The sequence below is a fragment of the Testudinibacter sp. P17/SS/0325 genome (assembly GCF_053570765.1).
Genome location: NZ_CM131635.1, coordinates 980,711 through 1,006,487, shown reverse-complemented (window position 1 = coordinate 1,006,487; position 25,777 = coordinate 980,711). Strand labels below are relative to the sequence as shown.

General features: G+C 46.7%; 24 protein-coding genes, 3 tRNA genes and 1 pseudogene. 18 read left to right on the top strand and 10 right to left on the bottom strand.

The window, feature by feature from the left end; genetic code table 11:
• Window positions 1–23: 23 nt before the first annotated feature.
• Window positions 24–836, bottom strand: coding sequence for a cytochrome C assembly family protein (locus ACWA50_RS04795; RefSeq protein ID WP_431054164.1), 813 nt, complete (start codon window positions 834–836; stop codon window positions 24–26).
• Between the two features lie 197 nt (window positions 837–1,033).
• On the opposite strand from ACWA50_RS04795, the gene ffh reads away from it, so the two are divergent.
• The gene (ffh, locus tag ACWA50_RS04790) at window positions 1,034–2,422 is read left to right on the top strand and encodes a signal recognition particle protein (RefSeq protein ID WP_431054163.1); all 1,389 of its coding nucleotides are present in this window, start codon (window positions 1,034–1,036) and stop codon (window positions 2,420–2,422) included.
• On the opposite strand, the gene phoR is transcribed toward ffh, so the two are convergent.
• Together phoR and phoB are read right to left on the bottom strand one after the other, a co-directional pair.
• Window positions 2,399–3,772, bottom strand: coding sequence for a phosphate regulon sensor histidine kinase PhoR (gene phoR / locus ACWA50_RS04785; RefSeq protein WP_431054162.1), 1,374 nt, complete (start codon window positions 3,770–3,772; stop codon window positions 2,399–2,401). The genes ffh and phoR overlap by 24 nt on opposite strands.
• 24 nt (window positions 3,773–3,796) lie before the next feature.
• The gene (gene phoB, locus ACWA50_RS04780; RefSeq protein ID WP_449343131.1) at window positions 3,797–4,441 is read right to left on the bottom strand and encodes a phosphate regulon transcriptional regulator PhoB; all 645 of its coding nucleotides are present in this window, start codon (window positions 4,439–4,441) and stop codon (window positions 3,797–3,799) included.
• 238 nt (window positions 4,442–4,679) lie between these two features.
• Here phoB and ACWA50_RS04775 point away from each other — a divergent pair, with 238 nt between their 5' ends.
• From ACWA50_RS04775 to ACWA50_RS04765, 3 genes and pseudogenes are all read left to right on the top strand, one after another.
• Complete coding sequence (locus ACWA50_RS04775) at window positions 4,680–4,907, top strand: hypothetical protein (protein WP_431054363.1); 228 nt, start codon at window positions 4,680–4,682, stop codon at window positions 4,905–4,907.
• A pseudogene (locus ACWA50_RS04770) lies at window positions 4,871–4,957 on the top strand (IS3 family transposase); the annotation flags it as partial. The gene ACWA50_RS04775 and the pseudogene ACWA50_RS04770, both read left to right, overlap by 37 nt.
• A gap of 264 nt (window positions 4,958–5,221) precedes the next feature.
• Window positions 5,222–6,679, top strand: a complete 1,458-nt coding sequence (locus ACWA50_RS04765; RefSeq protein WP_431054160.1) for a catalase — start codon at window positions 5,222–5,224, stop codon at window positions 6,677–6,679.
• 56 nt (window positions 6,680–6,735) lie between these two features.
• On the opposite strand, the gene ACWA50_RS04760 is transcribed toward ACWA50_RS04765, so the two are convergent.
• The 5 genes from ACWA50_RS04760 to ACWA50_RS04740 all read right to left on the bottom strand — a co-directional run bounded on the left by ACWA50_RS04760 (window position 6,736) and on the right by ACWA50_RS04740 (window position 16,297).
• Window positions 6,736–9,078 (bottom strand): TonB-dependent receptor, encoded by a 2,343-nt coding sequence (locus tag ACWA50_RS04760; RefSeq protein WP_431054292.1) that lies wholly within the window; start codon window positions 9,076–9,078, stop codon window positions 6,736–6,738.
• Window positions 9,079–9,467: 389 nt separating this feature from the next.
• Complete coding sequence (locus tag ACWA50_RS04755; protein ID WP_431054159.1) at window positions 9,468–11,798, bottom strand: TonB-dependent receptor; 2,331 nt, start codon at window positions 11,796–11,798, stop codon at window positions 9,468–9,470.
• A gap of 222 nt (window positions 11,799–12,020) precedes the next feature.
• Window positions 12,021–13,889: a protein-disulfide reductase DsbD gene (locus tag ACWA50_RS04750; RefSeq protein ID WP_449343130.1), complete on the bottom strand. Its 1,869-nt coding sequence runs from the start codon at window positions 13,887–13,889 to the stop codon at window positions 12,021–12,023.
• Between the two features lie 286 nt (window positions 13,890–14,175).
• Window positions 14,176–15,837 (bottom strand): bifunctional UDP-sugar hydrolase/5'-nucleotidase UshA, encoded by a 1,662-nt coding sequence (gene ushA / locus ACWA50_RS04745; protein ID WP_431054157.1) that lies wholly within the window; start codon window positions 15,835–15,837, stop codon window positions 14,176–14,178.
• A gap of 82 nt (window positions 15,838–15,919) precedes the next feature.
• Entirely contained in the window at window positions 15,920–16,297 is a 378-nt protein-coding gene (locus ACWA50_RS04740; RefSeq protein ID WP_431054156.1) for a YbaN family protein, read from the bottom strand.
• Between the two features lie 271 nt (window positions 16,298–16,568).
• Between ACWA50_RS04740 and rpsP the strand changes: the two genes are divergently transcribed.
• From rpsP to ACWA50_RS04705, 7 genes are all read left to right on the top strand, one after another.
• Entirely contained in the window at window positions 16,569–16,817 is a 249-nt protein-coding gene (gene rpsP, locus ACWA50_RS04735; protein ID WP_431054291.1) for a 30S ribosomal protein S16, read from the top strand.
• 43 nt (window positions 16,818–16,860) lie between these two features.
• Window positions 16,861–17,385 carry a ribosome maturation factor RimM gene (rimM, locus tag ACWA50_RS04730; protein ID WP_431054155.1) on the top strand — a complete coding sequence of 175 codons (525 nt, stop codon included), beginning with the start codon at window positions 16,861–16,863 and terminating at the stop codon, window positions 17,383–17,385.
• A 53-nt stretch (window positions 17,386–17,438) separates the two neighbouring features.
• A complete protein-coding gene (trmD, locus tag ACWA50_RS04725; protein WP_431054154.1) occupies window positions 17,439–18,185 on the top strand; it encodes a tRNA (guanosine(37)-N1)-methyltransferase TrmD in 747 nt (248 codons plus the stop codon).
• Window positions 18,186–18,221: 36 nt separating this feature from the next.
• A complete protein-coding gene (gene rplS / locus ACWA50_RS04720; RefSeq protein ID WP_084256716.1) occupies window positions 18,222–18,569 on the top strand; it encodes a 50S ribosomal protein L19 in 348 nt (115 codons plus the stop codon).
• A 154-nt stretch (window positions 18,570–18,723) separates the two neighbouring features.
• Window positions 18,724–19,449, top strand: a complete 726-nt coding sequence (locus ACWA50_RS04715) for a nitroreductase family protein (RefSeq protein ID WP_431054153.1) — start codon at window positions 18,724–18,726, stop codon at window positions 19,447–19,449.
• 135 nt (window positions 19,450–19,584) lie between these two features.
• On the top strand, window positions 19,585–19,938 hold the full coding sequence (locus ACWA50_RS04710) for a type II toxin-antitoxin system RelE/ParE family toxin (RefSeq protein WP_431054152.1): 354 nt from the start codon (window positions 19,585–19,587) through the stop codon (window positions 19,936–19,938).
• On the top strand, window positions 19,928–20,242 hold the full coding sequence (locus ACWA50_RS04705; protein ID WP_431054151.1) for a helix-turn-helix domain-containing protein: 315 nt from the start codon (window positions 19,928–19,930) through the stop codon (window positions 20,240–20,242). Before ACWA50_RS04710 ends, ACWA50_RS04705 begins: the two co-directional genes overlap by 11 nt.
• A 38-nt stretch (window positions 20,243–20,280) precedes the next feature.
• Here the strand turns inward: ACWA50_RS04705 and ACWA50_RS04700 are convergent, their stop codons facing one another.
• Window positions 20,281–20,817, bottom strand: coding sequence for a hypothetical protein (locus ACWA50_RS04700; protein ID WP_431054150.1), 537 nt, complete (start codon window positions 20,815–20,817; stop codon window positions 20,281–20,283).
• Window positions 20,818–20,992: 175 nt separating this feature from the next.
• Here ACWA50_RS04700 and ACWA50_RS04695 point away from each other — a divergent pair, with 175 nt between their 5' ends.
• The 6 genes from ACWA50_RS04695 (at window position 20,993) to ACWA50_RS04670 (ending at window position 24,231) form a co-directional block, all read left to right on the top strand.
• Window positions 20,993–21,217 (top strand): YceK/YidQ family lipoprotein, encoded by a 225-nt coding sequence (locus ACWA50_RS04695; protein ID WP_431054149.1) that lies wholly within the window; start codon window positions 20,993–20,995, stop codon window positions 21,215–21,217.
• A gap of 3 nt (window positions 21,218–21,220) precedes the next feature.
• Window positions 21,221–23,239: a DNA helicase Rep gene (gene rep / locus ACWA50_RS04690; RefSeq protein ID WP_431054148.1), complete on the top strand. Its 2,019-nt coding sequence runs from the start codon at window positions 21,221–21,223 to the stop codon at window positions 23,237–23,239.
• Window positions 23,240–23,369: 130 nt separating this feature from the next.
• Window positions 23,370–23,459: transfer RNA gene (locus ACWA50_RS04685), tRNA-Ser, on the top strand.
• A 10-nt stretch (window positions 23,460–23,469) separates the two neighbouring features.
• Window positions 23,470–23,546, top strand: a tRNA-Arg gene (locus tag ACWA50_RS04680).
• 64 nt (window positions 23,547–23,610) lie between these two features.
• Window positions 23,611–23,687: transfer RNA gene (locus ACWA50_RS04675), tRNA-Arg, on the top strand.
• 64 nt (window positions 23,688–23,751) lie between these two features.
• Entirely contained in the window at window positions 23,752–24,231 is a 480-nt protein-coding gene (locus ACWA50_RS04670; protein WP_431054147.1) for a YchJ family protein, read from the top strand.
• A 72-nt stretch (window positions 24,232–24,303) separates the two neighbouring features.
• Here the strand turns inward: ACWA50_RS04670 and tpiA are convergent, their stop codons facing one another.
• Complete coding sequence (gene tpiA / locus ACWA50_RS04665) at window positions 24,304–25,071, bottom strand: triose-phosphate isomerase (RefSeq protein WP_431054146.1); 768 nt, start codon at window positions 25,069–25,071, stop codon at window positions 24,304–24,306.
• Window positions 25,072–25,266: 195 nt separating this feature from the next.
• Here tpiA and ACWA50_RS04660 point away from each other — a divergent pair, with 195 nt between their 5' ends.
• Window positions 25,267–25,707, top strand: a complete 441-nt coding sequence (locus tag ACWA50_RS04660) for a GNAT family N-acetyltransferase (RefSeq protein ID WP_431054145.1) — start codon at window positions 25,267–25,269, stop codon at window positions 25,705–25,707.
• Window positions 25,708–25,777: the final 70 nt, after the last annotated feature.

The window sequence follows — 25,777 nt, the reverse complement described above, 5'->3', positions numbered from 1 at the left end:
TGCACCGCGCTTGCAGACGTTGCTTACAGCACCGGCAATGTCCGGCTGCCAAAATAAGCAATCGTGAGCAGAATCATACCTGAAATTGTATAAATTAGCACCCTCTTTCCGCGCCAGTGTAATTTTCGGTGCCCGATCAGCAACAAACCGAACACCAGCCACGCCAAAAAGGAAAATATCGCTTTTTGAATCTGTTCCTCGGCAAAAAAGTTATGCAAAGACACCGCGCCGCTAACCAACGCCAAACCCAAAAACAGTTCGCCGGCACATAAGATCTTAAAAAATTGGCGTTCGACCGTCATTAACGAGGGGATCATCGGCGAAAAAACGATTTTTTTACTTTTCAGTTTTTTTTCTAACCAGCCCAATTGCAACACATATAACAACGCAATGAAACAGAGCGCATAAGCGATCAAGGAAAGGGAGATATGCACCAAAAGTGCGGTATTATCATGGAAATACGCCACAATATGCCCCGGCAGCAATGCCGCCGCCAGAATGCCCAAAATGGCGAAACTGTAGATAACCGGCAATAAAAACCATAACGTATTCAAATGCGATAGCGCCATAGTGACCAACAGCACGACTAACAGCGTCATCAGATTTAACACATTCAGCAACGTGAAATTATACGGTTCGCTGCCGTTGGCAAACAGTTGCTGAATAAATACCGCGTGCAGCAACAGCGCCAACCCCGAACTCAAAATAAAGCGGCTGCGGTTCGGTTTTTTGCCCGCAGGCACGCCTTCGCCCGCGCCGCTCTGCAACAGGTGCGGCAACAGGGAAACGGTACAAACCAGATATGCGATAATCGACAATACGGCAAAGAGATACATAGTGCGAATGCTCGTCCTTTCAAGTGAATTTATTGATAACGATTTCGCTTGAAAGTACCAGTTTTAACTCAATTTTTCTACTACAAAATGGTTTAAGGGTGAAAATAAGCGGAAATCTTGTATAATCGGCACTATCTTTCCGCCGGGCTTCCCGCTGAGGCAATGCAAAGTGCGGTATTTATTACAGGAATCATATTATGTTTGAAAATTTATCCGATCGTCTTTCTCATACCCTGCGCAGTATCCGCGGACGTGCGCGTTTAACCGAAGACAATATCAAAGAGACCCTGCGCGAAGTGCGTATGGCATTGCTCGAAGCCGATGTTGCCTTGCCGGTGGTACGCGAATTTATCAATAAAGTGAAAGAACGTGCGGTCGGGGTGGAAGTTAACAAAAGCCTGACGCCGGGGCAAGAATTCGTCAAAATCGTACAAAGCGAACTTGAAAGCGCAATGGGTGAAGCCAACGAAACGCTCAACCTCGCCACGCAACCGCCGGCGGTGATTTTAATGGCGGGTTTGCAGGGGGCGGGGAAAACCACCAGCGTCGGGAAACTGGCAAAATTCCTGCGTGAACGGCATAAGAAAAAAGTGTTGGTCGTGTCTGCCGACGTCTATCGTCCGGCGGCGATCAAACAATTAGAAACCTTGGCGGAAACGGTGAAAGCCGATTTCTTCCCGTCCGACACCAGCCAAAGTGCGGTACAGATTGCCGAAAACGCACTGGCGCACGCCAAACTGAAATTTTATGACGTGTTGATCGTCGATACCGCCGGTCGCTTGCACGTCGATAGCGAAATGATGGACGAAATTCAACGCGTCCATGCGGTGTTAAATCCGATTGAAACCCTGTTCACCGTCGATGCGATGACCGGGCAAGATGCCGCCAACACCGCCAAAGCCTTTAATGAAGCGCTGCCGCTGACCGGGGTGATTTTGACTAAAGTCGATGGCGACGCACGCGGCGGGGCGGCGTTATCCATTCGCCAAATCACCGGTAAACCGATTAAATTTCTCGGGATGGGCGAAAAAACCGACGCGTTAGAACCCTTCCACCCTGATCGTGTCGCCTCGCGCATTCTCGGCATGGGCGATGTGCTGTCGCTGATTGAAGATCTGGAGCGTTCGGTCGATAAAGAAAAAGCCGAAAAAATGGCGCAGAAATTCAAAAAAGGCGACGATTTCAGCTTGGAAGACTTCCGCGAGCAGTTGATCGAAATGAAAAAAATGGGCGGCATGATGACGATGTTGGAAAAACTGCCCGGCGCGAAAAACCTACCGGATCACGTCAAAGGGCAAGTCGATGACAAAATGTTCAATAAAATGGAGGCGATGATCAACTCAATGACGTTCAAAGAACGACAAAATCCCGATTTGATCAAAGGTTCACGCAAACGTCGGATTGCGCAAGGTTCCGGCACGCAAGTGCAAGACCTCAACAAAATGTTGAAACAATTCACCGAAATGCAGCGCATGATGAAGAAAATGCGCAAAGGCGGCATGGCAAAAATGATGCGCGGCATGAAAGGCATGATGGGCGGCGGCATGGCTGGAATGGGCGGCTTAGGCGGTATGTTTAAGCGTTGATCGAGATAAAAAGTGCGGTTCAACCGCACTTTTGCTTTTGGAAATCAGCCGTTTATCTGTATCAGCGTTATCTTCCGCCACCACAAACTCCTCCGGCACGATAAAAGAAAAAATACTGCCCTTGCCCGGTTCGCTGCGAATTTGCAACTGGCTGTTAAGATGTAACAAAGCGTGTTTGACAATTGCCAGCCCGATACCGCTGCCACCGTTATCACGACTGCGCGCATCCTGCACCCGATAAAAACGCTCGGTCAAGTGCGGCAAATGCTCGGGCGCAATTCCCTTGCCATTATCCTTCACTTCGAAGTACGCTCCGCTATCCAATTTTTTCCAGACAACGTTAATGTTATCGCCGTCCGAATGTTTAATTGCGTTATAAACCAAATTCGACAAAACGCTATTCAGCTCACTGGCATTGGCTTTGACTTTCAAGTGCGGTTCAAATTCAAAATTCACCTGATGTTGTTTATCATTTAAAATTTCCAGGTCATTCGCCAACAATTTCAAGATCGCCGGCACATCCACCACCTGCCGCTCCTCACTGCCCGCCGAAGTTTCAATCTTGATTAAAAAGGTTAACTGCTGTAGCAAACTGCTCATCCGTTGCACTTGTTCCTGCATAATCGACACCGCCCGCGCATGCAACGCTTTCGAAGCCTTACGATCCTCCAGCATTTCCAGATAACCTTGCAGCACCGTTAACGGCGTGCGCAATTCATGGTTCAGGTTCGACAGAAAAATCTGGCGGCTTTGTAACAATTTGATGATTTGCGTGATATCGCGCGCAATCAACATATAGTTTTCATCATCGTAGCGGTTGAGATTAACTTCGATATAGTGATCGCTGCTCGGCATTAACACCAGCGGCGTATGGTGATCGCCGCTTTCAAAATAGGTTTTGAACTCAGGATAAAAAATCACGTTCAGCAGATTTTTATTGCTTTTTTTGTTCCAAAAAAAAGAGAACAACTCCTGTGCGGCGTTATTACACCAATAAATTTGCCCGTCGTGATGGCAAATAATCACCGCATCCGGGATAAATTGAATGTTTTTATTCAAACGCGATAGCATCCGCAGGGTACGAAAGCGTTCGCGGTGCGAGCGCCGTTTTTGGTAAGCCACGGTTTGTGAAATGGTCTCCCAAATGCCGATTTGGTATTTATCGCTGACCCGATTGCGATCAAGCATTTTCAAAAAGCGGGTTTCGTTATAATGGTGCCAAATTAAAATCAGCAGCAATACCAAGGCAAACCAGACTAAAAACGGTCCGCTGAAATAACTGAACAGCGCCGCAATCACCGCCGCCGCCGTCACTTCGACCACAAAGTTAAAACAGGGCATTTTCAGCATGTTTTTGCTTCCTATTTGCTTGCTTTATTTAGTCTGTTTAGAAAAACGGTAGCCGGCGCCGCGCACGGTTTGAATATACTGATCATAACCGTGTTGTTCCAAACTTTTGCGCAAGCGACGGATATACACATCGACGGTGCGATCTTCCACATAAATATCATCGCCCCACACCCGATCGAGCAATTTCTCACGGCTATAAACTTTTTCCGGGTGTTTCATAAAGAAATTCAATAACTTAAATTCCGTCGAACTGAGCGGAATCTCCTGATTTTGGCAACTGACCCGGTGCGAATTGTTGTCCAGCACCAAACCGTCGATTTCCAATATCTGTTCCGGCCGATCGAAACCGCTGCGGCGCAACACCGCTTTCAAGCGGGCGATCAACTCTTTCGGCGAAAACGGCTTGGTGACATAATCATCCGCCCCGGCATTCAGGCAAGCGATACAATCCGCCTCTTCACTCTTGGCGGTCAACATCACCACCGGCACTTTGGAACATTCATCATGCTGTTTTAAATATTGTAAAAATTGCAACCCCGATTTGCCCGGTAACATCCAGTCCAACACCACCAAGTGCGGTATCTGTTGCCCGACCTGCCGAATCGCACTACGGTAATCACCGGCTTCCATCACTTCGTAGCCTTGCTGCACCAACACCAACGCCACCATCTCACGGATCGCCACTTCATCTTCCACTAATAAAATTTTGGTGGACACCAAGATTCTCCTTTATTTATCAACCATATCCACACGCCAGAGCCAGCGCGCGAAAATGCATTTATTTTAATAATCGTTCAGTTTTGTTTATCTCCACACTATAGCAAAAAAATGGCGTAAAGCTCAATATTGGTTGAAAAACAAACCGCACTTCTTTCCTTATTCGGAATGATTAGTACAGCCTAGCGGCATGCGCGGCGCCTTGGTGCTGACCGCACTTTTGTCACTCTGGCTGAATGTGGTCGCGGCTTACTTCTTAGCCGTGGCGTTTATTTTCGCCTTGTTCAGACTATGCCAAGTCGAATTTCGCCACGACGTTGCCGAACGCCTCCGCAAGTTCGGGCGTTGCCTGTCTTTCGCAGCGGACGCTTGCTCCGCGACTACATTGCTTATTACAATAATGAACGTATTCAGATAAAATTAAACGGACTGAACCCGGTACAATACCGAGCTCAATCCCTTTATTAAGCAATCTAACTTTTTGGGGGCAGATCACGGCTCAAAACCGCACTTTCATTTTATTTGATGTTTTTTCTGAACGTAATTTAAACAAATTCAAGTTTTATTATTAATTTTACAAATTGATTTAAATTAAACAATAGCCAAACACTATCAAATCTATATAAGATAATTTTTATTGTTCTTGCTAGTATATCTGTAATCGCCTGTTTAGGCTTAGTTGTACCCGGTAGTACCCTAACGTTATACACTTTTACCAAGAGGATGAATTATATGAGTCAAGAAAAAGCAAAATGCCCTTATAGCCATTTAACCACTAACGGCGGGGCGCCGGTGGTTGATAACCAAAACAGTATGACCGCAGGCCCGCGCGGTCCGTTATTGGCGCAAGATTTATGGTTAAACGAAAAACTCGCCAATTTCGTGCGTGAAGTGATTCCTGAGCGCCGTATGCACGCCAAAGGTTCCGGTGCATTCGGTACGTTCACCGTCACCCACGATATTACCCAATATACCCGTGCCAAAATCTTCAGCGAAATCGGCAAAAAAACCGAGATGTTCGCCCGTTTCACCACCGTTGCCGGCGAGCGTGGTGCAGCCGACGCAGAGCGTGATATTCGCGGTTTCGCGCTGAAATTCTACACCGAAGAAGGCAACTGGGATATGGTCGGCAACAATACGCCGGTATTCTTCTTGCGTGACCCGCGCAAATTCCCGGATTTGAACAAGGCAGTAAAACGCGATCCGCGCACCAATATGCGTTCCGCCACCAACAACTGGGATTTCTGGACCTTATTACCGGAAGCCTTTCACCAAGTCACCATCGTGATGAGTGATCGTGGTATTCCGGCGAGCTACCGCCATATGCACGGTTTCGGTTCGCACACTTACAGCTTTATCAACAGCGACAACGAACGTTTCTGGGTGAAATTCCACTTCAGAACCCAGCAAGGGATTAAAAACCTGACTGACGCGGAAGCGGAGGCGATTGTCGGTAAAGATCGTGAGAGTCATCAGAAAGATCTATATGACGCGATTGAGCGTGGCGATTTCCCGAAATGGACCATGTTCGTACAAATTATGCCGGAAGCCGATGCGGAGAAAGTGCCTTATCACCCGTTTGACTTAACCAAAGTATGGCCTAAAGCGGATTATCCGTTGATCGAAGTCGGCGAGTTCGAATTGAACCGCAATCCGGAGAACTTCTTCTTAGACGTGGAACAATCCGCTTTTGCGCCGAGCAACTTGGTACCGGGGATCAGCGTTTCGCCGGATCGCATGCTGCAAGCCCGTTTATTCAACTATGCCGACGCACAACGTTACCGTTTAGGCGTGAACTTCACCCAAATCCCGGTGAACAAACCACGCTGCCCGGTACACAGCAACCACCGCGACGGTCAAGGACGTGTCGACGCCAACTACGGCAGCGCCCCGCACTATGAGCCGAACAGCTTCGGTTACTGGCAAGAGCAACCGCAATATAAAGAGCCACCGTTGAAAATCACCGGCGATGCGGATTTCTGGGATTACCGTGAAGATGACAGCGACTACTTCAGCCAGCCGCGTGCATTGTTCCGTTTGATGACTGCCGAGCAACAACAAGTGCTGTTCGACAACACCGCACGCGCGATGGGCGACGCACCGGATTTCATCAAACAACGCCATATCGACAACTGCTTCAAATGCGATCCTGCCTACGGCGAAGGAGTGAAAAAAGCATTAGGACTGTAGTCAGAAGATTATAGTTCAGCAAAACGGCTCAAAGAGATTTGAGCCGTTTTTTTCATTTAAAAACCAATATTAATGCCAAGCATAATATTCCGCCCCATTTGTGGTACAAACGGCAGGAAAGAAGTGTGGGAATAAACTTTCCGATTTAATACATTATTTGCTTGCACAAATAAAACGTAGTCCATCTGAGCAATATGATTGGTATAATTTAACCCGATATTTAATAGTTGGTGCCCGCTAGTTTTATGTTCTAGCGGCGCTACTTTGTGCTGCTTATAAACATAAGTATATTCTAATGAACCGGATAGATGTTTTGTCAATTCTGCATTGGCACGCAAGCCTAAACGTGCCGGCGGCACTCGTGGTGCGTTTTGATCGGCTTGCGGAATCGTTGTTTCCGTATTAAAAAGATGATCGACTTCATATGTCGGAGGCAAATCGAATAATTTGCCGCGAACATAATCGGCAAATAAACCCGCACTCACATCTTGAGTAAATTGGTAATCAATCCGCCCTTCTGCCCCATAATAAACCGCCTTGGACTGGTTATAACGATTTAATGAGAGATTACCCTCCTTAGCCAAGGTCTGGTTAAAAATGCGGTTTTTAAAACGGTTATAATATACATTGACATGATAACTGAGTTTTTCCCCCGCATAACTTAACCCGGCTTCAAAATTATCGGAAACCTCTTTCTTCAAATAGCGGTTACCGTACTCAAGCGACACTGTTGCCAAATGTTTTCCGTGATAATACAGTTCCATTGGAGTCGGATGACGTTCATTATGCGAAAAGGCAAAAGATAGCGCGTAATCCGGATGAAAATTCCAGCTTGCAGATGTCGCATAGGAGGTTGCCCATTGGTTATAAAGCGATAAATCAGGATCATTTAACGAATAGGGTAAACAGCCGCCGAAAAATCCGGAACATTCAATATCGCTTTTAATTTTCTTCAAGTTGGCAACATCATAGTTAATCGGGATTCTTTGCTTTTCCGTGCGCACGCCAAGATCAAATAACCAGTTCCCCTTTCTTAATTGTTCCACTGCAAAGAAACTCAACTGCTTATTACTGTTTTCAATTAACGCCCACTTCTTACGATCATTATCACTGATTTTCTCCGGGCAACGTATATTACTGCCGGCCTCAAAACTATTGCTGCAAGGCGGAAGACGAGGAATGTTTGCACTACTGGTTGCGGTTTGATACTGAACACCCCAAACGCCCGTCAACCCCTTTATTTCTTTATGAAACAATTCCAAACGCAAGTTATAACCTTGATTTTTAAATAGGTTCACTGGAATACTGCCATCGCGTTCATCATGCTTATAATCCGTTGATGAATAGCTCAAACGTAGCTTATCAATCCCGGAAATAGGCTGCTGAAGCTCAGCACGAAGATCATAGCGCTGCGACAGCGAATCCACGACCGGGCCGCCTAGGGTATGATCATGCTTATGCCCATAAGGATTATCGTGGCTGTGCACTCCGCCTGAGGCATGGTTAGAACCGCAGTGGAAATGGGTATTGACCAAATCCCCCTCTCCCATTAAGTGCGGATAGATTTCCAAAAAATATTCATTGTCCGGATTTCGCCCCCAAATATGGGCATCACACGTATCCAGTGCATGATTATGACCTGGCAAGCCATAAATTTCGCGCCGTTCATTATAAGCCAGCCCGACATATCCACGGTCTCCAATAAACGATATCGCATAAGTGCCCGCATTTGTCTTATTGAACGTATCCGGTACAAAATCTATTTTTTTCCCTAAGTTAAATTCAGGTACATGATAGTTATCAGAACGACGGGTTAATCCCTCAAAACGTAATGCAATGTGCTGCCCCAATCCCAATGTAATGCCGGATGTCGCTAATTTTTCATTGCTATTGGTGTTATAACGCAAATTGAAATCGGTCTGATAACCTTTTTCAGGAAGATGGGACGGAATACGATTATCAACCACATTAACAACACCCGCCGGAGAGGCATTGGCATAGAGTAAGGTAGAAGCGCCACGTAAAATTTCGACCTGTTCAGCCAGTAACGTATCAACACCGATAGCGTGATCCGGCGAAAGTTGGGACATGTCGATAACATCTGACCCATTTTGCAAAATCTTTAACCGAACCCCTTCCTGTCCGCGAATAACCGGTGCACTGGCACCACCGCCGAATTGATTACTATGCACGCTCAGTTCATTTGATAATGCATTACCCAAGGTACTGGCGGATCTTTTTAATTTTGTTTTAGAAACAACAATATCGTTGGGTTTGGGAATGCCTGAAAGTGGATCGCTACTAAATTGCACCGCACTTCCCGTCACATTAATTTCCTCCAGCTCAGTAGCGCCATCGCTCGCTGCCCAAACAATATTCGACGGATATAAATATCCCATCAATAAAATAACTGTCAATTTTAGTCGGATCTTACTCTCTATATTTTTTGCATTCGGTAAACGCATTATTTTTTCCTTTATATGTATGGTTGAATAGCCGGCAACATATTTACGTGAATACAACTATAGATTCCGTGATCAAGATCACGTTTTATTTGAGATTAGACCCGAACATTAGCGATTGAAATTATTTAAAAGGCATTAAAAAAAGACTACCGCTATAATTTACGCAATAGTCTTTTTCTTTTTCACTTCTTTTCTTTAAGTTTATAAGTTTAAAACCGGTTCAGGGGTCTTCTCAACGCTAAATAAAAAATCTTTGGGGCTGTCCGAGATAACGACAATATTCTAGGATAGCCCCTAAATTTTTATTAATGGGTCGATTAAAATCAAAATGTCCATCTGACGCCAGTGGCAATGCTACGCCCTGCCATTGGCGCAAGATAACGCAAGGTGGAATTATGCAATCGGGCTTCGCGGTTGGTTAAATTTTTTCCGATCAGATATAACTCGATATCCGAATGCGCTAAGCGGAATTGATAACTTATGCTGGCGTCAACCAACGTGAACGACGGTGATTCCAACTCTTTATTAATGTCCACCCCGACTTTATCTTGTTTCAAATAATGCCATGCCGAAAAGGAAGTTGACCAGTTTTTATAATTCCAGTCTATTCCGGCACCGTAACGCGAGGTCGGCATGGCGCTGACATATCCGCCGCCGTTAAAACCGCTTTTTGCCTTACTGCGCACCACATCGCCCAACAGGCTGAACCGCCATTCGCCGAATGTATCCGTGCGCAAATGGTAACCCAGTTCCGTTTCGATCCCCTGCAAGCGAATCGGCGTTTGCCGCCACTCTTTCACAATCGTTCCGCGTCGGGCAATGCCGGTTTGAGCTAAATAAGTGTAGTTGGAAAAATCGATTTGATACCATGTGATATTCGCCATCCAGTTATTAAACTCCACGCCGCTGCTCAATTCCCAACCGTTGGATTTTTCTTTTTTCAGATCGGTATCGCCGTTCTCTTCGATCAGTAATGAATAGTGGCTATTGTTGGCATAAAGCTCATTGACTTCCGGTGCTCTTTGCGAAAAAGAACGTTGCAATTTGACATGCCAGCTATCAAGCGGTTGGTACAGCAAACCGATATGGTAATTGGAGAGATCAAAAGTGCGGTCCGCACGTTCGCCGGAACCGCCGCCGTTACCGGCATAATCTTTGATTAAGCGGTGTTTCACACTGCTCCAACGCCCGCCTGCGCTCAATTTAAACGGATCAAGCACCAACGATTCCAATACAAACAGGCTTTTTTCATCGCTATTAACGTCCGGCAGATAGGCGTCCGCTCCGTCGCGGGCTATTTTGCGTTTACTGACTTCAACCCCAATCAAGCCGTGCAAGTTACCCCACGGTTGATGTTCCGCCTCCAACCGCACTTGCCGCTGCTGCGTGTTAAAACGGCTGGAATCGATTTGATTAATCTGCTCAATATTTTGCGCTTTGGCATAATTAGCTGAGAGTTTGATTTTCTGCAGAATCAAAAACGTTTTATCTATTTCAGCACGCAGATCAAAACGCTGATCTTGGCTCAAGACATCTACTGCACCGAAATTATCGCCTTCGGTGGCAACGCTTGAAGCACGATAAGCAAAACCCGGCACGCCATATCGGGTTTGATAATGCGAATAAGCCAGTCCGACATAGCCCCAGTCATCAATATAGCTGCCGCCGACGGCAATATTTTTCGATTTAAAATGGCTATTCGGAATCCGTCCGTTTTCCGCTTTCACCAACGCTTTCGGCTCGGTGTAAACATCAATGTATTGCGCGCTGTCCGGAATATAGGCCGGATTGGGATCATTGGCAACGGTTTCAAAAAAGCTAAGACGATCTTTTTCGCGCGTCGTATATTTTTCACTGGATTCCAGTTCATACTCTTCGGCAAACTTCTCATAAAATTTGCTTAGATAAGGATAGTGGGCAGGGTTGCGGGTTTGATACGAACTCATCTGAATTTGGCATTTATCACGCAGCATGCTGTCCGCTTTCAGCTCATTAACATCATGGCAAACGGCAGCCTTGCTGTTGCCCGGAATTTTCGTGTAGCGGCTATGACGGGACATCGCACTGATATGCCACGCCCAATGTCGACCATCGTTGACATCTAAGCGGAAACCCTGCATTCGCTGGGTATTTTCCCCCGTTTGCGCTTCGATTTTGCCTTGAAAACGCTTTTCGGCAATCTTGCTCGGAATACGTCCGTCTTTGACATTCACCGTACCGCCGATCGCCCGTCCGCCGTGTAAGATTGTCGCCGGGCCTTTGGTCACTTCAATACTGTCCGCCAACTGGCTTTCCAAAGGTGTCGGCAAGTTTCCGCTGATTGCCGCCATATCGTTAAGCGATAAATTGTTACTTAAAATTTCAACCCGTTGCCCGCCAAGTCCGCGAATCAGCGGACGACCGGCATGCGGTCCGAAAGATTCGCTTTGCACGCCGCTTATTTTACTCAGGGTATCGCCCAGCGTACTATGATATTGTTCGCTCAGGGCTTTGCCTGAGATGGATATGGTATTTTGCTCCGGCAAAACGTAAGATTCGAGTTGGGTTGCAACGGTAATTTCCGCTAACTGCTCTGTCGGTGATGTCGGATTGTCCGCCGCCAATGCGGTCAAAGATAGTGACGACAACGCAAAAGGAAGGATTATTTTGTGCATGGAAAGCTCTCTTACTGAATATAATAAATAGAAAAAGAGATTGAATATACGGAGAACTGAGCTGAGATTCCGTGATCAAGATCACATTTTATTCAAGATTAGACCCGACCATTAGCGATTGGAATTATTTAAAAAGAATTAAAAAAAGACTATCGTTATGATTTATTCGATAGTCTTTTTATTTTATTTTTTCCAGATCGTTAAGTTTTAGAGCCTAGAGCGCTATTTCTCCAACAACGGCTGTACCCATTCCCTAAACTGTTCTGCATCTAAAAATCCGCTGATTCGGCTTTGCGGGATCTCTTTGCCGTTTTGGTCGAAGAAGATAATGGTCGGCAAACCGACTACGCGCAGTTGCTCCATTAAAGTGCGGTTTTGCGGGCTGTTGCGGGTCAGATCGGCACGCAATAACTTCATTTGAGCAAACTGTTGCCGTACTTGCGGATCGCTGAAGGTGTATTTTTCAAATTCTTTGCAGGCAACACACCAGTCGGCGTACAAATCCAACATCACCAACTGCCCTTGGTTCTGTTTCAATGCCGCTTGTAAGGCGTCGTAATCGGCAATCTCGGCAAATTCGGCGTGTGCCGGCGTTGCGGCTACCGCACTTTCGCTGTTGCCGGTCACCAGCGGTGCAAGCCAGTTGACCAGCGGTTGCGCCACCACGATCGCCGCCACTAACGGTAACAATTTAATTCCCAACATCGATTTTTTATCGCTGATTGCCGAAGTCAACCAGATGAAAAACGCCACACCCAATAGCGACCATAAACGGTTTTCCCACACTTCCGGCAACAGGCGCGAAATCAGGAATACCGGTACGGCAAGCATCACGAAACCGAAGGCAATTTTGACTTTTTCCTGCCATTCTCCGCCCTTCGGCAGGATTTTATTGCCAAACAGGGTGACCAGCACCAGCGGAATGCCCATGCCCAGCGCCAATAAATACAAGCTCAAGCCGCCGACCACAAAATCCCCGCTTTGTGCCACATACAACAGCGCCCCCGACAACGGCGCGCTGACGCACGGCGAAGCCACTAAGCCGGCAATCATGCCCATCAGGAACACATTCCAATAAGCACCGCCACTCTGTTTTTGGCTAAGTTGATTGAGCTTATTCTGTAAACCGGACGGCAGTTGCAACGTGAACAAACCGAACATCGAACCCGCCAATACGATAAACAGAATCGAGAAAGCGATCAGCACATACGGGCTTTGCAGCGCAATTTGAAACGGCAGACCGATCGCCACCACTAATAAGCCAAGTGCGGTATAGGTCAATGCCATGCCTTGCACATAGACCAAACTCAGCAACAATGCGCGCAGGCTTTGCGGGCGTTCTTTTTGCCCGATCACGATTGAGGATAACAATGGCAACATCGGCAGCACGCATGGGGTAAATGCCAAGCCCAATCCCAAGACGAAAAACCACAGAATGCTGAATTTGTTTTCGCCCAGATTGCTTGCCAGCTGTTCGGTGCTGTTACGGTTAAATAAGCTATCGTCAACACGTCGGTTATCCGCTACAGGCGTACGTTCGGTTGTGGTGGCGTTTTCGCTGACCGCACTTTGTGCTGCGCTATCAACACCAGCGATCACCGTTGCCGTTGTGGTTGTGCCTGCGCCGCCCCGTAACGCCGCCAAATCCAATTCCTGCGTTTCCGGCGGATAGCAAAAACCGCTGGTACAACCTTGGTAATTAACGATAATTTTTCCGTTACGGTTATGTAACGGCACTGCAAATGCTAACTGATTGCGGTAAATTTGGACTTCACCGAAAAATTCATCATGGTAGGGTATTGCAGGCGGCAAGGCTAACTCGCTGATTTGCCCCTGTTCGTCTTCAACGGAAATTTCACGTTGATATAAATAGTAACCTTCGGCGATCTGCCAATCGAGGTGTAAATTTTGCTGATCCGCTTGCGCCGAAAAGATGAAGGCTTCATGCGGCGGTAAAAACCGCTCTTTCTTGCCGCCGAACAAACCGTTGGCGACCGCGCTGTTTAAAAATGCAAAAACAAAAAAAACCAACAGGCTGAATAATAGCTGTTGATAACGAAAGGGACGAGTAAAGTGCGGTTTGCGTAACATCATTTTTCCGTTTAGCCAAAACAATAAATTATAAAAATCCGATAATCAGGCTGCTGACAAAGACTAAAACGCACAATATTGATTGTAAAAGTCGGGGCGGATTATATATCCGCCCGTTTGCGGAGTGCGATATAAGCAGTTAATCAATAAAGGGGAAGCGCAAAGTACCGTTCGGGCGGATATATAATCCGCCCCGACTTTGCCTCATCACTTACTTTGTCAATAATCTGATAATGGTGATACCTTATCGGATTTTAAACATAAGATCTATTGTTGCTGTCTAGGATTATTTATAAATAATCTCTTCATTGGCTTGGAATTTCGCCGCATCAATCGGTGAATTTTCCTCAAAATAGAGTTTCAGACTCTCCGCGTCCACAAAACCGGTGTTGACATAGGTCGGATTGTCGCTGACCAGCGGATAGCCGTCCCCCCCTGCCGCGGTGTAACTTGGTAAAGAAATCCGATAGACTTTTTTCGGATCCAGCGGCTCGCCGTTGATTTTCACCTCCGACACTTTTTTCGCCTTGCGGTCGACGGTCATGGCAATGCCGGCAAATTGCGCATACGCACCGGAATCGACTTCTTTCAACGCCACCACATTCAGGTAATCAATCAGCTCAGTCCCGTTCAACTCGACATAGCTGATGATATTCCCGAACGGTTGCACCGTCAGAATATCTTTATAGGTGACCTTACCCGGCTCGATTGAAGCACGGATACCGCCGGAGTTCATAATGCCGATATCGGCTTTGGCACGCTCTTTTTGCGAACGGGCGATCAGCTGCCCTAAATTAGTTTGTCGGAAGCGAATAACATTGCGATCACCTTCCAACTTCTCATTCACACTGCCGACTTCCACGCCCAGTAATTCATCGCCTTTGTCCTGATAGACTTTCAGGTGCGCCAACAGTTCCGCATCGGCGGGAATTTCCTCTTGAAACAGCACATATTCGGTTTTGCCTTCGGCATTTTTCACTTTTTCTTTTAAGTTGACCGGCACTAATTGATAGTTCACCAGTTTCAACTCGCCGTTTTTAAATTCAAAATCGGCACGCCCGACATATTTACCCCATTCGCCGGCTTGCATAATCCAAGTGCCGTTTTCAAATGCCGGTTTACAGACATCGCCCGGTTTGTATTTGTCGTTGAAACTGCCGTCGTCATTAATACACACCGTGTCGTGGCTGTGACCGCCGATCACCAGATCAAACGCGCCTTTCTCCAATTCACGCACCATCGACACATCGCCCGGCGCATTCGAACCGTATTGAGCGTCATGATAATAGCCCATATGGGTCAAGCCGATTTTAATATCCGGCTTCTCATTGTCGTTCAACGCCGCCAGCACGTCTTTTGCCGCTTCCGCCGGACGGACAAATTCCACATTGGAGATAAATTCCGGGTTGCCCAGTTTCGCCGTATCTTCGGTGGTCAAACCGACAACCGCCACTTTCAACCCTTGTTTGTCTAAAATGGTGTACGGTTTTACCAATAAACTGCCATCTTTTTTATTAAACACGTTGGCGGACAAGAACGGGAATTTCGCCCAGCTTTCTTGCATATCCAACAATTGCAGCGGATTGTCAAATTCGTGGTTGCCCAAGGCCAACGCCTCGTAGCCCATTGCATTCATCGCTTCGATATCCGGTTTGGCGTTTTGCAAATCGGATTCCGGAATGCCGGTGTTGTAATCGCCGGCGTTGAGCAAAATCAACTCGCCGCCTTTCTCCGCCACTTCTTTGCGAATGCGGTCAATCAAGGTTTTTTGTGCCGCCAGTCCGTATTCACCGTTTTGGTTTTGCCAAAAACGGCCGTGCAGATCATTGGTATGCAACACGGTCAATTGATAAGTGCGGTCTTGTTCATAGGCTTGGGCGAAAGTGGGAATGGCTAATACGGATGTGACTAACGTGGTACAAAGACTTAATTTAAAAAAAGATTTCATATTGAGATTTCCTAAAAAAAGTAAGAAGAGTTCCTGATAAAAAAGCCGTAGTCAGTATGCTAAAAAACGGCGACAAAAGCTATCATTTTGTGCTTGGTAGGGTTTTAATCCAAAAGAAGAAAAACCAGTATTCGACCAATAATAAGAGAATAATAAAAATCCGCCCGTAAATCGACGGCATAAAATAGAAACTGGCGGCGATCATTGCGGTGGAAAGCAACAAGATATAGGCTTTGCTTTTGGCGGTCAGCGCGCGCTGTTCATCAAAGGATTTCAAATAGTTATGATAAAGTGCGGTTTGCAAAAACCAAGCGTGCAGGCGATCGGAGCTTTTGCCGAAAAAATAGAGCGCCAGCAGCAAAAACGGCGTGGTCGGCAAGATCGGCAACGGAATGCCGAGAATGCCCAACCCGAGCGCAATAAATCCCAATAAAACATAAACCCATTTCACCACTTTCATCCGAACCGCACTTTGCCGCCTTTCAATTAAGAATAGTTCGCATTATAGCGATTTTCGTCTTGCTTTGACAACCGCTGACCGCACTTGCACAGGCGTAGCCATTGAAAGTGCGGTTCACGCCGATAATTTGGCTTACGCCGGCGGTAAAACTTGCTTTTCTTCAGGAAAAGAGTAAAATCTGACGACTTTTTATGGCTGTATGCCATCGAAAGCGCATGACACCCTCACCTCGAACGAGGGTTTTATTTTTACTATCATTTTAGAGGACGCTATGGTAACCATTCGTTTATCTCGTGGCGGTGCAAAAAAACGCCCATTTTATCAAGTAGTTGTTGCGGACAGCCGCAGCCCGCGTGACGGTCGTTTTATCGAGCGTGTCGGTTTCTTTAACCCACTTGCTACCGGTAACGCAGAACGTTTACGTTTAGATTTAGACCGTGTGAATGCATGGTTGGAAAAAGGTGCTTCTTTATCTGAGCGCGTATCCGCATTAGTTAAAGAAGCGCAAAAAGCAGCGTAATCTGCTTTTAAACGCTTTATAAGCAATCAATAAGTAGGTGAATATGAACACGCAAAACATCAGCACGGTCGGCAAGTTGGGTTCAACTTACGGGATTCGCGGTTGGTTGCGAATTTATTCATCGACAGAACAACAAGAAAGTATTTTCGATTATCAGCCTTGGTATTTGAATATCAAAGGTCAATGGCAAGCCACCGAACTGGAAAGCTGGCGTTATCACAGTAACGATTTGATCGTGAAACTGAAAAACGTCGATGATCGTGACGCGGCACACGCATTAACCAACGTGGAAATCGGGGTGAGTGCAGACAATTTCCCTGCGCTGGAAGAAGGCTATTACTGGCACGATTTAATCGGCTGCCAAGTCATCAACCTGCAAGGCTATCAATTGGGTGTGGTCAGCGACATGATGGAAACCGGTTCGAATGACGTGTTCATGGTGAAAGCCAATCTGAATGATGCTTTCGGCAAACAAGAGCGGTTAATTCCGTATCTTGAAGAAACAGTAGTTAAAAGAGTCGATCTCGCCACAAAGACTATTGAAGTGGATTGGGACGCTGGTTTCTAACCTCAGCAACAGTGGGCGCTTTGGCGGTAACATTTTTAGCATAAGGTCATATTATGTGGATTGGGATTATTAGTCTTTTCCCTGAAATGTTTAAAGCAATCACCGAATTCGGGGTCACAGGACGAGCTGTAAAACACGGGCTGTTACAAGTGCAATGTTGGAATCCGCGTGATTTCACCCATGATAAACACAAAACGGTCGATGACCGCCCTTACGGCGGCGGACCGGGCATGTTGATGATGGTGCAACCGTTGCGCGACGCCATTCATGCCGCCAAGCAAGCGGCACGGGCAGTAACGGCAGGGGAGGTGAAAGTGATTTACCTTTCACCGCAAGGGTGCAAACTCGACCAACATGGCGTGCAGCAATTAGCACAATATCAGAATCTGATTTTGCTGTGCGGACGTTATGAAGGCATTGATGAACGCTTGATTGAAGCGGAAATCGATGAAGAGTGGTCGGTTGGGGATTATGTCCTCACCGGCGGAGAACTGCCGGCAATGACATTGATTGACGCCGTTGCCCGTTTTGTTCCGGGTGTGTTGGGCAAGCAAGCCTCCGCAGAAGAAGATTCTTTTGCCGACGGGCTGCTCGATTGCCCGCACTACACCCGCCCCGAAGTGTTAAACGGCGTGGCCGTGCCACCGGTTTTAATGTCGGGCAACCATGCGGAAATACGCAAATGGCGGTTACAACAGTCATTGCACCGCACTTGGACGCGCCGGCCTGAGCTCTTAGAGAGCCTAGCTCTGACTGACGAACAGAGAGTGCTGTTGGCTCAGATCAAACGGCAAGAGTAAAGATTCAGTTACATCTAGGAATAAAAGGTATTTATTATGAGTAACATTATTAAACAACTTGAACAAGAACAATTGAAACAAGACGTACCGAGCTTCCGTCCCGGTGATACTTTGGAAGTGAAAGTATGGGTTGTTGAAGGTAGTAAAAAACGTCTGCAGGCGTTCGAAGGCGTGGTTATCGCAATTCGTAACCGCGGCCTGCATTCAGCATTTACCCTGCGTAAAATTTCAAACGGTGTCGGCGTTGAGCGTACATTCCAAACTCACTCGCCGGTAATCGACAGTATCAGCGTGAAACGCAAAGGTGCGGTACGTAAAGCGAAACTGTACTACTTGCGTGAGCGTAGTGGTAAGTCTGCACGTATCAAAGAGCGTTTGAACTAATCGCACGGTTTGCAAAAACCAAAACAAAAGGCTTGGAAAATTCCAAGCCTTTTTACTTTGCGGCTGAAAAAGATGTCGCCCTCGGCGGCATTGGCGGCAATCCAACAACAGGTGTAGAATAAATACACCCTCAGCGCACAACAAAGGATACCTTATGAACTTAAGCGAAATGCTCCGCCACCGCCGCGCGGTGCGCCACTACAGCGATACGCCGCTCGACAGCGACAAAGTACGCCAATGTTTGCAACTGGCGCAACTCGCTCCGAGCAGCTCGAATATGCAACTGTATCAGTTTTATCATATCACGGACAAAACCGCACTTGCGCAGCTTGCCGAAGCCTGCCTCAGCCAAAATGCCGCCACCACCGCGCAACAAATGGTGGTATTTGTGACCCGTCAGGATCTCTACCGTGAACGTGCCAAACAGGTATTAGCGGCGTTCAGCGATGATCTCAAGCGCAATACACCGCCAGAGCAACAAGCCGCACGCTTAAAACGGTTAAACGGCTATTACGGCAAATTAATGCCGTTTCTGTATGCTCGCGGCTTCGGTCTGCTGGGCATATTACGCAAATTGATCGCCCACAGTATCGCTTTATTCCGCCCGATTGCCACCAATGTTTCGGAAGCCGATTCGCGCATTGTGACCCACAAAAGCTGCGCCCTTGCCGCACAAACCTTTATGCTGGCAATGGCAGAACAAGGCTACGACACCTGCCCGCTCGAAGGCTTGGACAGCCGCAGGGTAAAACGGATTTTGAACCTACCACGCGCAGCGGAAATCAATATGATCGTAGTCTGCGGCATTCGCGAAACAAGGCGCGGCATTTGGGGCGCACGCTATCGTGTTCCGTTTGAACAGGTTTATCGTGAGGTTTAACCACTTTGCTTATCACGTTAAGTGAGCAAATTTAATTTTTGGAATCTTGATCGCAATCTTTTCGCTACTCTATTTTCTTGAGTATATAAATTTTATTTACTAGCTTGCATTATCAGATAAGATAGGTATAAAATTTTGTACAAACAGAGAACGGTGCGCAAAGATATAGCATGGTTGGGTTCAACATTAGCAATATTAAGATTATTTCCTGACAACATAAAATCAGAGCTTGGTCACGATTTAGATCTCGTGCAACAGGGATTAAGCCCACGTGATTATAAAGTCATGAATAATCTTGGAAATGGCATTATTGAAATTCGACACCGCGATCACAGTGGTGCATTTCGCTTAGTTTATGTTGCTAAGTTTACAAAACGCATCTATGTGCTACACGCATTTCAAAAGAAAACACAAAAAACTAGCCCGCGCGATCTTGAGTTGATCAAAAAACGGTATCAAACCTTATTGGAGATAGAAAATGAACGATAAAATCACCCATATCACCCCCGCTAACGGCAATGTTTTTCTCGATCTTGGGTTCTCCGATAGTGAAGCGGCAAGCTTGAAAGCACACAGCCAAGCGGTGATAGAGATGAAACTGGCTTTGGTTGAGGCAATGGATAGTTGGATTCAAGAAAATCAATTAAAACAAGCTGATGCTGCGACTATTTTAGGCGTTACCCGCCCTCGAATTTCCGATATGGTTAATCGCAAGATCGGCAAGTTTACCCTTGACAGCTTATTAATGATGTTGGCAAAAACCAATAAATCAGCGTATCTGTCAATACGCTAATTCTGAATAGTTGCCTAAACAAGCGTGTATGATCGTGATTAAAGCCCCCAAAAATCGAATAGCCACTCACCACCAGGTTGTTTAATGGCATGATAGCGCTTGTTAACGGTCTCTCCGCTCTGTCGCGAGGTAAAATAGACTTTAAACTCAAAAGTATTTGCCGCTAATTTCTTAAATCCGATTACTCGAGATACATTTAAACAACCCGATTTATGATAACTCATGTTACTTTGTGGTTTAACTCGACTATGCGGCTCAATACTGTCTGGATCACTGTAGATCATAAGCTGGGAATTTGAATGACTACCATCTGGTAAACAGGCTAATAGTCCTAACACTTTGTTCATTGTTGGTTTGGCATCATTAAATAATGCTTTAACCGCACTATTCGGTTTCGCATTATTGAGCGTTGAATCAATCGAGTTTTGTGTAGTTTGCTCGACATAAGCACCTGATAATCCGGTATTAATATTCTCCAATGCCGCTCGCATCGAACGGCTTGCCTCCAACATTTGCTGGCAGCCGGCAAGCGTAAAACATAGCATAACCGTCGTGAGTAACAGAGATCTTTTCATTCATATAACTCCTTAATAATAAAATTAAAATGCACTTGACATTAGCTCAAAAAAATCGCTTAATTTTACAGCACAGCACAGCGCAAGTAAGATCAACCCTTATTTTAAGAATGTGATTTGTTCTCCCGCCAACTCCCTTTATAATCACCACTTCAATTTCTATTTGGTAAAGGAAATGAGAAAATATCTGTATTTTTGCGTTCTATTCGGCTTCTGTTTGAACCTCAGCGGCTGCGGCACGATTGTGAGTTTGATCAATCAGACCCAGCCCTATAGCGCCTATGCCGGTGTGAAATACGATTATGAAATGGCGCAACGTTGGGGCTTGCCGATTTTGGATATTCCGCTGTCGTTTATTCTCGATACCGCACTTTTGCCTTATGCCCTTGCGCAGGATTAACCGATGAAACTCAATCCGCAACAACAAAACGCCGTCGAATATGTCACCGGACCTTGCTTGGTGCTTGCCGGTGCAGGATCAGGCAAAACCCGGGTGATTATCAACAAAATCGCCTATTTGATTGAAAAGTGCGGTTATCAACCGAAGCAAATCGCCGCCGTGACTTTCACCAATAAAGCCGCGCGCGAGATGAAAGAGCGGGTGGCGCATTCGATTGGCAAACAAGCTAGTAAAGGCCTGACGGTATCCACGTTTCATACGCTCGGCTTCGATATTATCAAACGCGAATACCGCCATTTGGGCTATAAAGCCAATATCACCCTGTTCGATCAGCACGACCAACTCGCCCTGCTGAAAGCGCTGACCGAGCCGTATCTCAAAGGCGATAAAGATCTGTTAAATCAGTTGTTAAACACCATTTCCAACTGGAAAAATGATTTGATCTTGCCCGAACGCGCCAAAGGCATTGCCGACGGGCAAAAACAGCTGTTGTTTGCGTTGTGCTACGAGCAATATCACAACCAAATCCGTGCTTACAATGCGCTTGATTTTGACGATTTGATTATGCTGCCGACCCTGCTGTTTCAACAATATCCCGAAGTGCGGTCACGTTGGCAGGAAAAAATCCGTTATCTGTTGGTCGATGAATATCAAGACACCAACACCAGCCAATATGAACTGATCAAACTGCTGGTCGGCGAACAGGCGCGTTTTACCGTGGTGGGTGATGACGATCAGTCGATTTATTCGTGGCGTGGCGCGCGTCCGCAAAATATGATCCGCCTGCGCGATGATTTTCCGCAACTGGCAGTGATTAAGTTGGAACAGAATTACCGCTCTAGCCAGCGGATTTTGCACGCCGCCAACATCTTGATTGATAACAACGACCATGTGTTTGATAAAAAACTGTTTTCCACCTTAGATCATGGCGAAAAATTGCAAGTGATCGAAGCCAAAAACGAAGAACACGAAGCGGAGCGGATTGTCGCCGAACTGGTGGCGCACCGTTTTATCCGCAAAACCCAATACAAAGATTACGCCATTCTGTATCGTGGCAACCACCAGTCGCGCTTGCTGGAAAAAATGCTAATGCAAAACCGTATTCCGTATAAAATTTCCGGCGGCACGTCGTTTTTTTCGCGTGCCGAAATCAAGGACATGATGGCATATTTGCGCTTGGTGGTGAATCAAGATGACGACGCGGCATTTCTGCGCATTGTGAATACGCCGAAACGCGAAATCGGCACCGCAACCTTAGAAAAACTGGGGCAACTGGCACAAGAGAAACAGATCAGCCTGTTCGCCGCCGTTTTCGAATTTGAACTGATTCAACGCCTCACACCGCGCGCTTATCAAGCGTTGCAACATTTCGCCCGTTGGATTGTCGAGCTGAATGATCACGCGCTACGCAGCGAGCCGGAAAGTGCGGTACGCGAGATGTTATCCGCCTTGCAATATCAGGAATACCTGTTTGAACACGCCGCCAGCCCGGCACAGGCGGAAATGCAAAGCAAAAACGTCGCCACGCTGTTCGAGTGGGTGGCAGACATGCTGCGCGGTGATGAATATAACGACGCCATGACGTTAAATCAGGTGGTCACACGCTTAACCCTGCGCGATATGTTGGAACGCGGCGAAGACGATGACGAAAGCGATCAGGTGCAATTGATGACGTTGCACGCCTCAAAAGGCTTGGAATTTCCGTATGTTTATCTGGTCGGCATGGAAGAAGGGATTTTGCCGCACCAGACCAGTATCGACGAAGATAACGTGGAAGAAGAACGGCGCTTGGCGTATGTCGGTATCACCCGCGCCCAGCAGGAACTGACTTTTTCGTTATGCAAAGAACGGCGGCAATACGGCGAACTGATTCGCCCCGAAGTCAGCCGTTTCTTACTGGAACTGCCGCAAGACGATCTGCAATGGGAGCGCGATAAACCACCGCTCACCAGCCAGCAAATCGAGCAAAAAACCAGTAGCCATGTTTCCAATTTAAAAGCGCTGTTAAAGCGTAAAAGCTGAGCGCACTTTCGGCAAAAATTGTTTGCAAATCAAACAAACGAATGCGAAAAAAGGTAAAAGTGCGGTTTCCGTTAAAAAAGCGATTGACATATTTTCCGAAAACCGTATTATGTGCGCTCAAACCGATTGCGGTGAGATGGCCGAGAGGCTGAAGGCGCACCCCTGCTAAGGGTGTATACGGGAAACTGTATCGAGGGTTCGAATCCCTCTCTCACCGCCATTTGTTCTGCGCATCCGTAGCTCAGCTGGATAGAGTACTCGGCTACGAACCGAGCGGTCAGAGGTTCGAATCCTCTCGGATGCGCCATTTTAATGCTTACTCTCATTAAAATGTAAAAAGGCAAAATGAAGGTTAATCATCTTAAAACGACGCATCCGTAGCTCAGCTGGATAGAGTACTCGGCTACGAACCGAGCGGTCAGAGGTTCGAATCCTCTCGGATGCGCCATTTTTTCTTCTTGAAATCTCGCTTTTTCAGCAAAAATATTCCGCTTATTGATAATGTTATTCTGATGACTTGTGCCGATTTATCCTGTCCTTGCCAATCCGATCAATCCTACCAAGATTGCTGCCAACCATTACATCAAGAAAAAATCATTGCGCAAACTGCCGAACAACTTATGCGTTCACGTTATGCGGCTTATGTATTGCAAAAAATAGATTATTTGGTTGCCACCACCGTACCTGCGCAACAACCGCACTTGAATCAGGCGGCGATGTTACACTGGGCGCAACAAACCCAATGGGCAGGGCTTGAAATTGTGCAACATTTGCCTAAAATCGGCAAAATTCATGCGCAAGTGGAATTCAACGCGTTTTATCGAACTGGCGCCGGGCAACAAGCCCATCATGAATTATCCACCTTTGTCAACATCGACGGACGTTGGTATTTTCTTGATCCGACCTTAGCGCACTATCCGAGTATGAAACAGCCCTGCTTATGCGGCTCGGGCAAAAAATTTAAGCAGTGCTGTGCGCCATTTCTAAGTTAGAAATTCAGCCGACAAAAAACCGAATCCAGATCAGAATTCGGTTTTTATTTTTTGGACTAAAGTGCGGTCAGCTTAGTTTTTGGCTTGTTCCGCCGCTTTGACGATCACCGCAAATGCGGCCGCTTTCAGGGAAGCGCCGCCGACCAATGCACCGTCGATATCCGGTTGGGTGAACAATTCTGCTGCGTTGGCGTCATTGACTGAACCGCCGTATTGCAGAATCACTTGCTCGGCAACCGCTTGATCTTGTTTGGCGATGTGATCACGGATAAATTTGTGAACCGCTTGCGCTTGCGCAGGGGTTGCGGATTTGCCGGTGCCGATTGCCCACACCGGTTCATAGGCGATCACCGCACCGTTAAACGCGTCTGCGCCCAAGCTGTTCAGCACCGCGTCAATCTGACGTGCGCACACGGCTTCGGTCTGACCGGCTTCGTTTTCCGCTTCGGTTTCACCGATACACAACACCGGAATTAAGCCTGCCGCTTTTAATGCGGCAAATTTCTTCGCGATAAATTCATCGCTTTCTTTATGATAAGTACGGCGCTCGGAGTGTCCGATAATGATGTATTTCGCACCGAAATCTTTTAACATCTCGGTCGAAATATCACCGGTGAACGCGCCGGACACATTGGTATCCACATTTTGCGCCCCCAATGCGATGTTGCTGCCTTGCAAGGCGGCTTCGGCTTCCGCCAAATACATCAACGGCGGTGCGATTGCGACATCACAGCCTTTGACATCCGCCAGCTCCGCTTTCAATCCCGCAATTAATTCGCGGGTCATCGCTTTGCTGCCGTTTAATTTCCAGTTACCCATGACTAAAGGACGACGTGCCATTTTTTGCTCCTTGTTAATTTAAGATGAATCAATAAAAATTGCGTTCACTATAGCAAAACTTGCTCTAAATTGCTTTTTATCCGCCGAAAATTTTCGCGCTTTTTGCCTTTTTCCGCTTTTTTATTTAACAAATGATGATTATTACGGATAAAACCGTTACAATTCGCTACAAAACTGGTTAATTTAGAGGCAATTATGCGGATATTTAAAGCTGAGTTATGGAATCTGGAACTGCTGCTCCCGCTGTTCGAGCAATATCGCCGCGAGCAAGGCATGCAGGAAAACCCGGAAAGGGCATTGGCTTTTTTGGCAAATCGGATTCGCTTCAGCGAAAGCATTTTGTTTCTGGCGCTGAATGACGCGCAGCAAGCGGTCGGCTTTGTACAACTCTACCCGCGTTTATCCTCACTCCGCCTACAACGTTACTGGCAATTGACCGATATTTTTGTCAGCGATATTCCCAATCAAACCGCGATCATGCACGAATTGTTGCGCAAAAGCTGCGAATTCGTCAGTTTTACCCAAAGTAATCTGCTGGTGGTCGAAAGTACGCAAAACCAACGCGAATTCTGGCAGCAGCAGGGCTTTAAACTCAACCCGAATAAAGGGGTATTTGAAGTGCGGTTGGCGGATTAATATTTGATGACAAGAGGTTGATAAGACAAAGCGGGCGGATTAAATATCCGCCCGTTTACGAAGTGAGATG

What these genes read in the sequence shown, in the direction of transcription:
- ACWA50_RS04795 (WP_431054164.1), bottom strand. Translation starts at nt 836, where the DNA reads ATGTATCTCTTTGCCGTATTGTCGATTATCGCATATCTGGTTTGTACC.
- ffh (WP_431054163.1), top strand. Translation starts at nt 1,034, where the DNA reads ATGTTTGAAAATTTATCCGATCGTCTTTCTCATACCCTGCGCAGTATC.
- phoR (WP_431054162.1), bottom strand. Translation starts at nt 3,772, where the DNA reads ATGCTGAAAATGCCCTGTTTTAACTTTGTGGTCGAAGTGACGGCGGCG.
- phoB (WP_449343131.1), bottom strand. Translation starts at nt 4,441, where the DNA reads ATGGTGGCGTTGGTGTTGGTGCAGCAAGGCTACGAAGTGATGGAAGCC.
- ACWA50_RS04775 (WP_431054363.1), top strand. Translation starts at nt 4,680, where the DNA reads ATGCGCGGCGCCTTGGTGCTGACCGCACTTTTGTCACTCTGGCTGAAT.
- ACWA50_RS04765 (WP_431054160.1), top strand. Translation starts at nt 5,222, where the DNA reads ATGAGTCAAGAAAAAGCAAAATGCCCTTATAGCCATTTAACCACTAAC.
- ACWA50_RS04760 (WP_431054292.1), bottom strand. Translation starts at nt 9,078, where the DNA reads ATGGGATATTTATATCCGTCGAATATTGTTTGGGCAGCGAGCGATGGC.
- ACWA50_RS04755 (WP_431054159.1), bottom strand. Translation starts at nt 11,798, where the DNA reads ATGCACAAAATAATCCTTCCTTTTGCGTTGTCGTCACTATCTTTGACC.
- ACWA50_RS04750 (WP_449343130.1), bottom strand. Translation starts at nt 13,889, where the DNA reads ATGTTACGCAAACCGCACTTTACTCGTCCCTTTCGTTATCAACAGCTA.
- ushA (WP_431054157.1), bottom strand. Translation starts at nt 15,837, where the DNA reads ATGAAATCTTTTTTTAAATTAAGTCTTTGTACCACGTTAGTCACATCC.
- ACWA50_RS04740 (WP_431054156.1), bottom strand. Translation starts at nt 16,297, where the DNA reads ATGAAAGTGGTGAAATGGGTTTATGTTTTATTGGGATTTATTGCGCTC.
- rpsP (WP_431054291.1), top strand. Translation starts at nt 16,569, where the DNA reads ATGGTAACCATTCGTTTATCTCGTGGCGGTGCAAAAAAACGCCCATTT.
- rimM (WP_431054155.1), top strand. Translation starts at nt 16,861, where the DNA reads ATGAACACGCAAAACATCAGCACGGTCGGCAAGTTGGGTTCAACTTAC.
- trmD (WP_431054154.1), top strand. Translation starts at nt 17,439, where the DNA reads ATGTGGATTGGGATTATTAGTCTTTTCCCTGAAATGTTTAAAGCAATC.
- rplS (WP_084256716.1), top strand. Translation starts at nt 18,222, where the DNA reads ATGAGTAACATTATTAAACAACTTGAACAAGAACAATTGAAACAAGAC.
- ACWA50_RS04715 (WP_431054153.1), top strand. Translation starts at nt 18,724, where the DNA reads ATGAACTTAAGCGAAATGCTCCGCCACCGCCGCGCGGTGCGCCACTAC.
- ACWA50_RS04705 (WP_431054151.1), top strand. Translation starts at nt 19,928, where the DNA reads ATGAACGATAAAATCACCCATATCACCCCCGCTAACGGCAATGTTTTT.
- ACWA50_RS04700 (WP_431054150.1), bottom strand. Translation starts at nt 20,817, where the DNA reads ATGAAAAGATCTCTGTTACTCACGACGGTTATGCTATGTTTTACGCTT.
- ACWA50_RS04695 (WP_431054149.1), top strand. Translation starts at nt 20,993, where the DNA reads ATGAGAAAATATCTGTATTTTTGCGTTCTATTCGGCTTCTGTTTGAAC.
- rep (WP_431054148.1), top strand. Translation starts at nt 21,221, where the DNA reads ATGAAACTCAATCCGCAACAACAAAACGCCGTCGAATATGTCACCGGA.
- ACWA50_RS04670 (WP_431054147.1), top strand. Translation starts at nt 23,752, where the DNA reads ATGACTTGTGCCGATTTATCCTGTCCTTGCCAATCCGATCAATCCTAC.
- tpiA (WP_431054146.1), bottom strand. Translation starts at nt 25,071, where the DNA reads ATGGCACGTCGTCCTTTAGTCATGGGTAACTGGAAATTAAACGGCAGC.
- ACWA50_RS04660 (WP_431054145.1), top strand. Translation starts at nt 25,267, where the DNA reads ATGCGGATATTTAAAGCTGAGTTATGGAATCTGGAACTGCTGCTCCCG.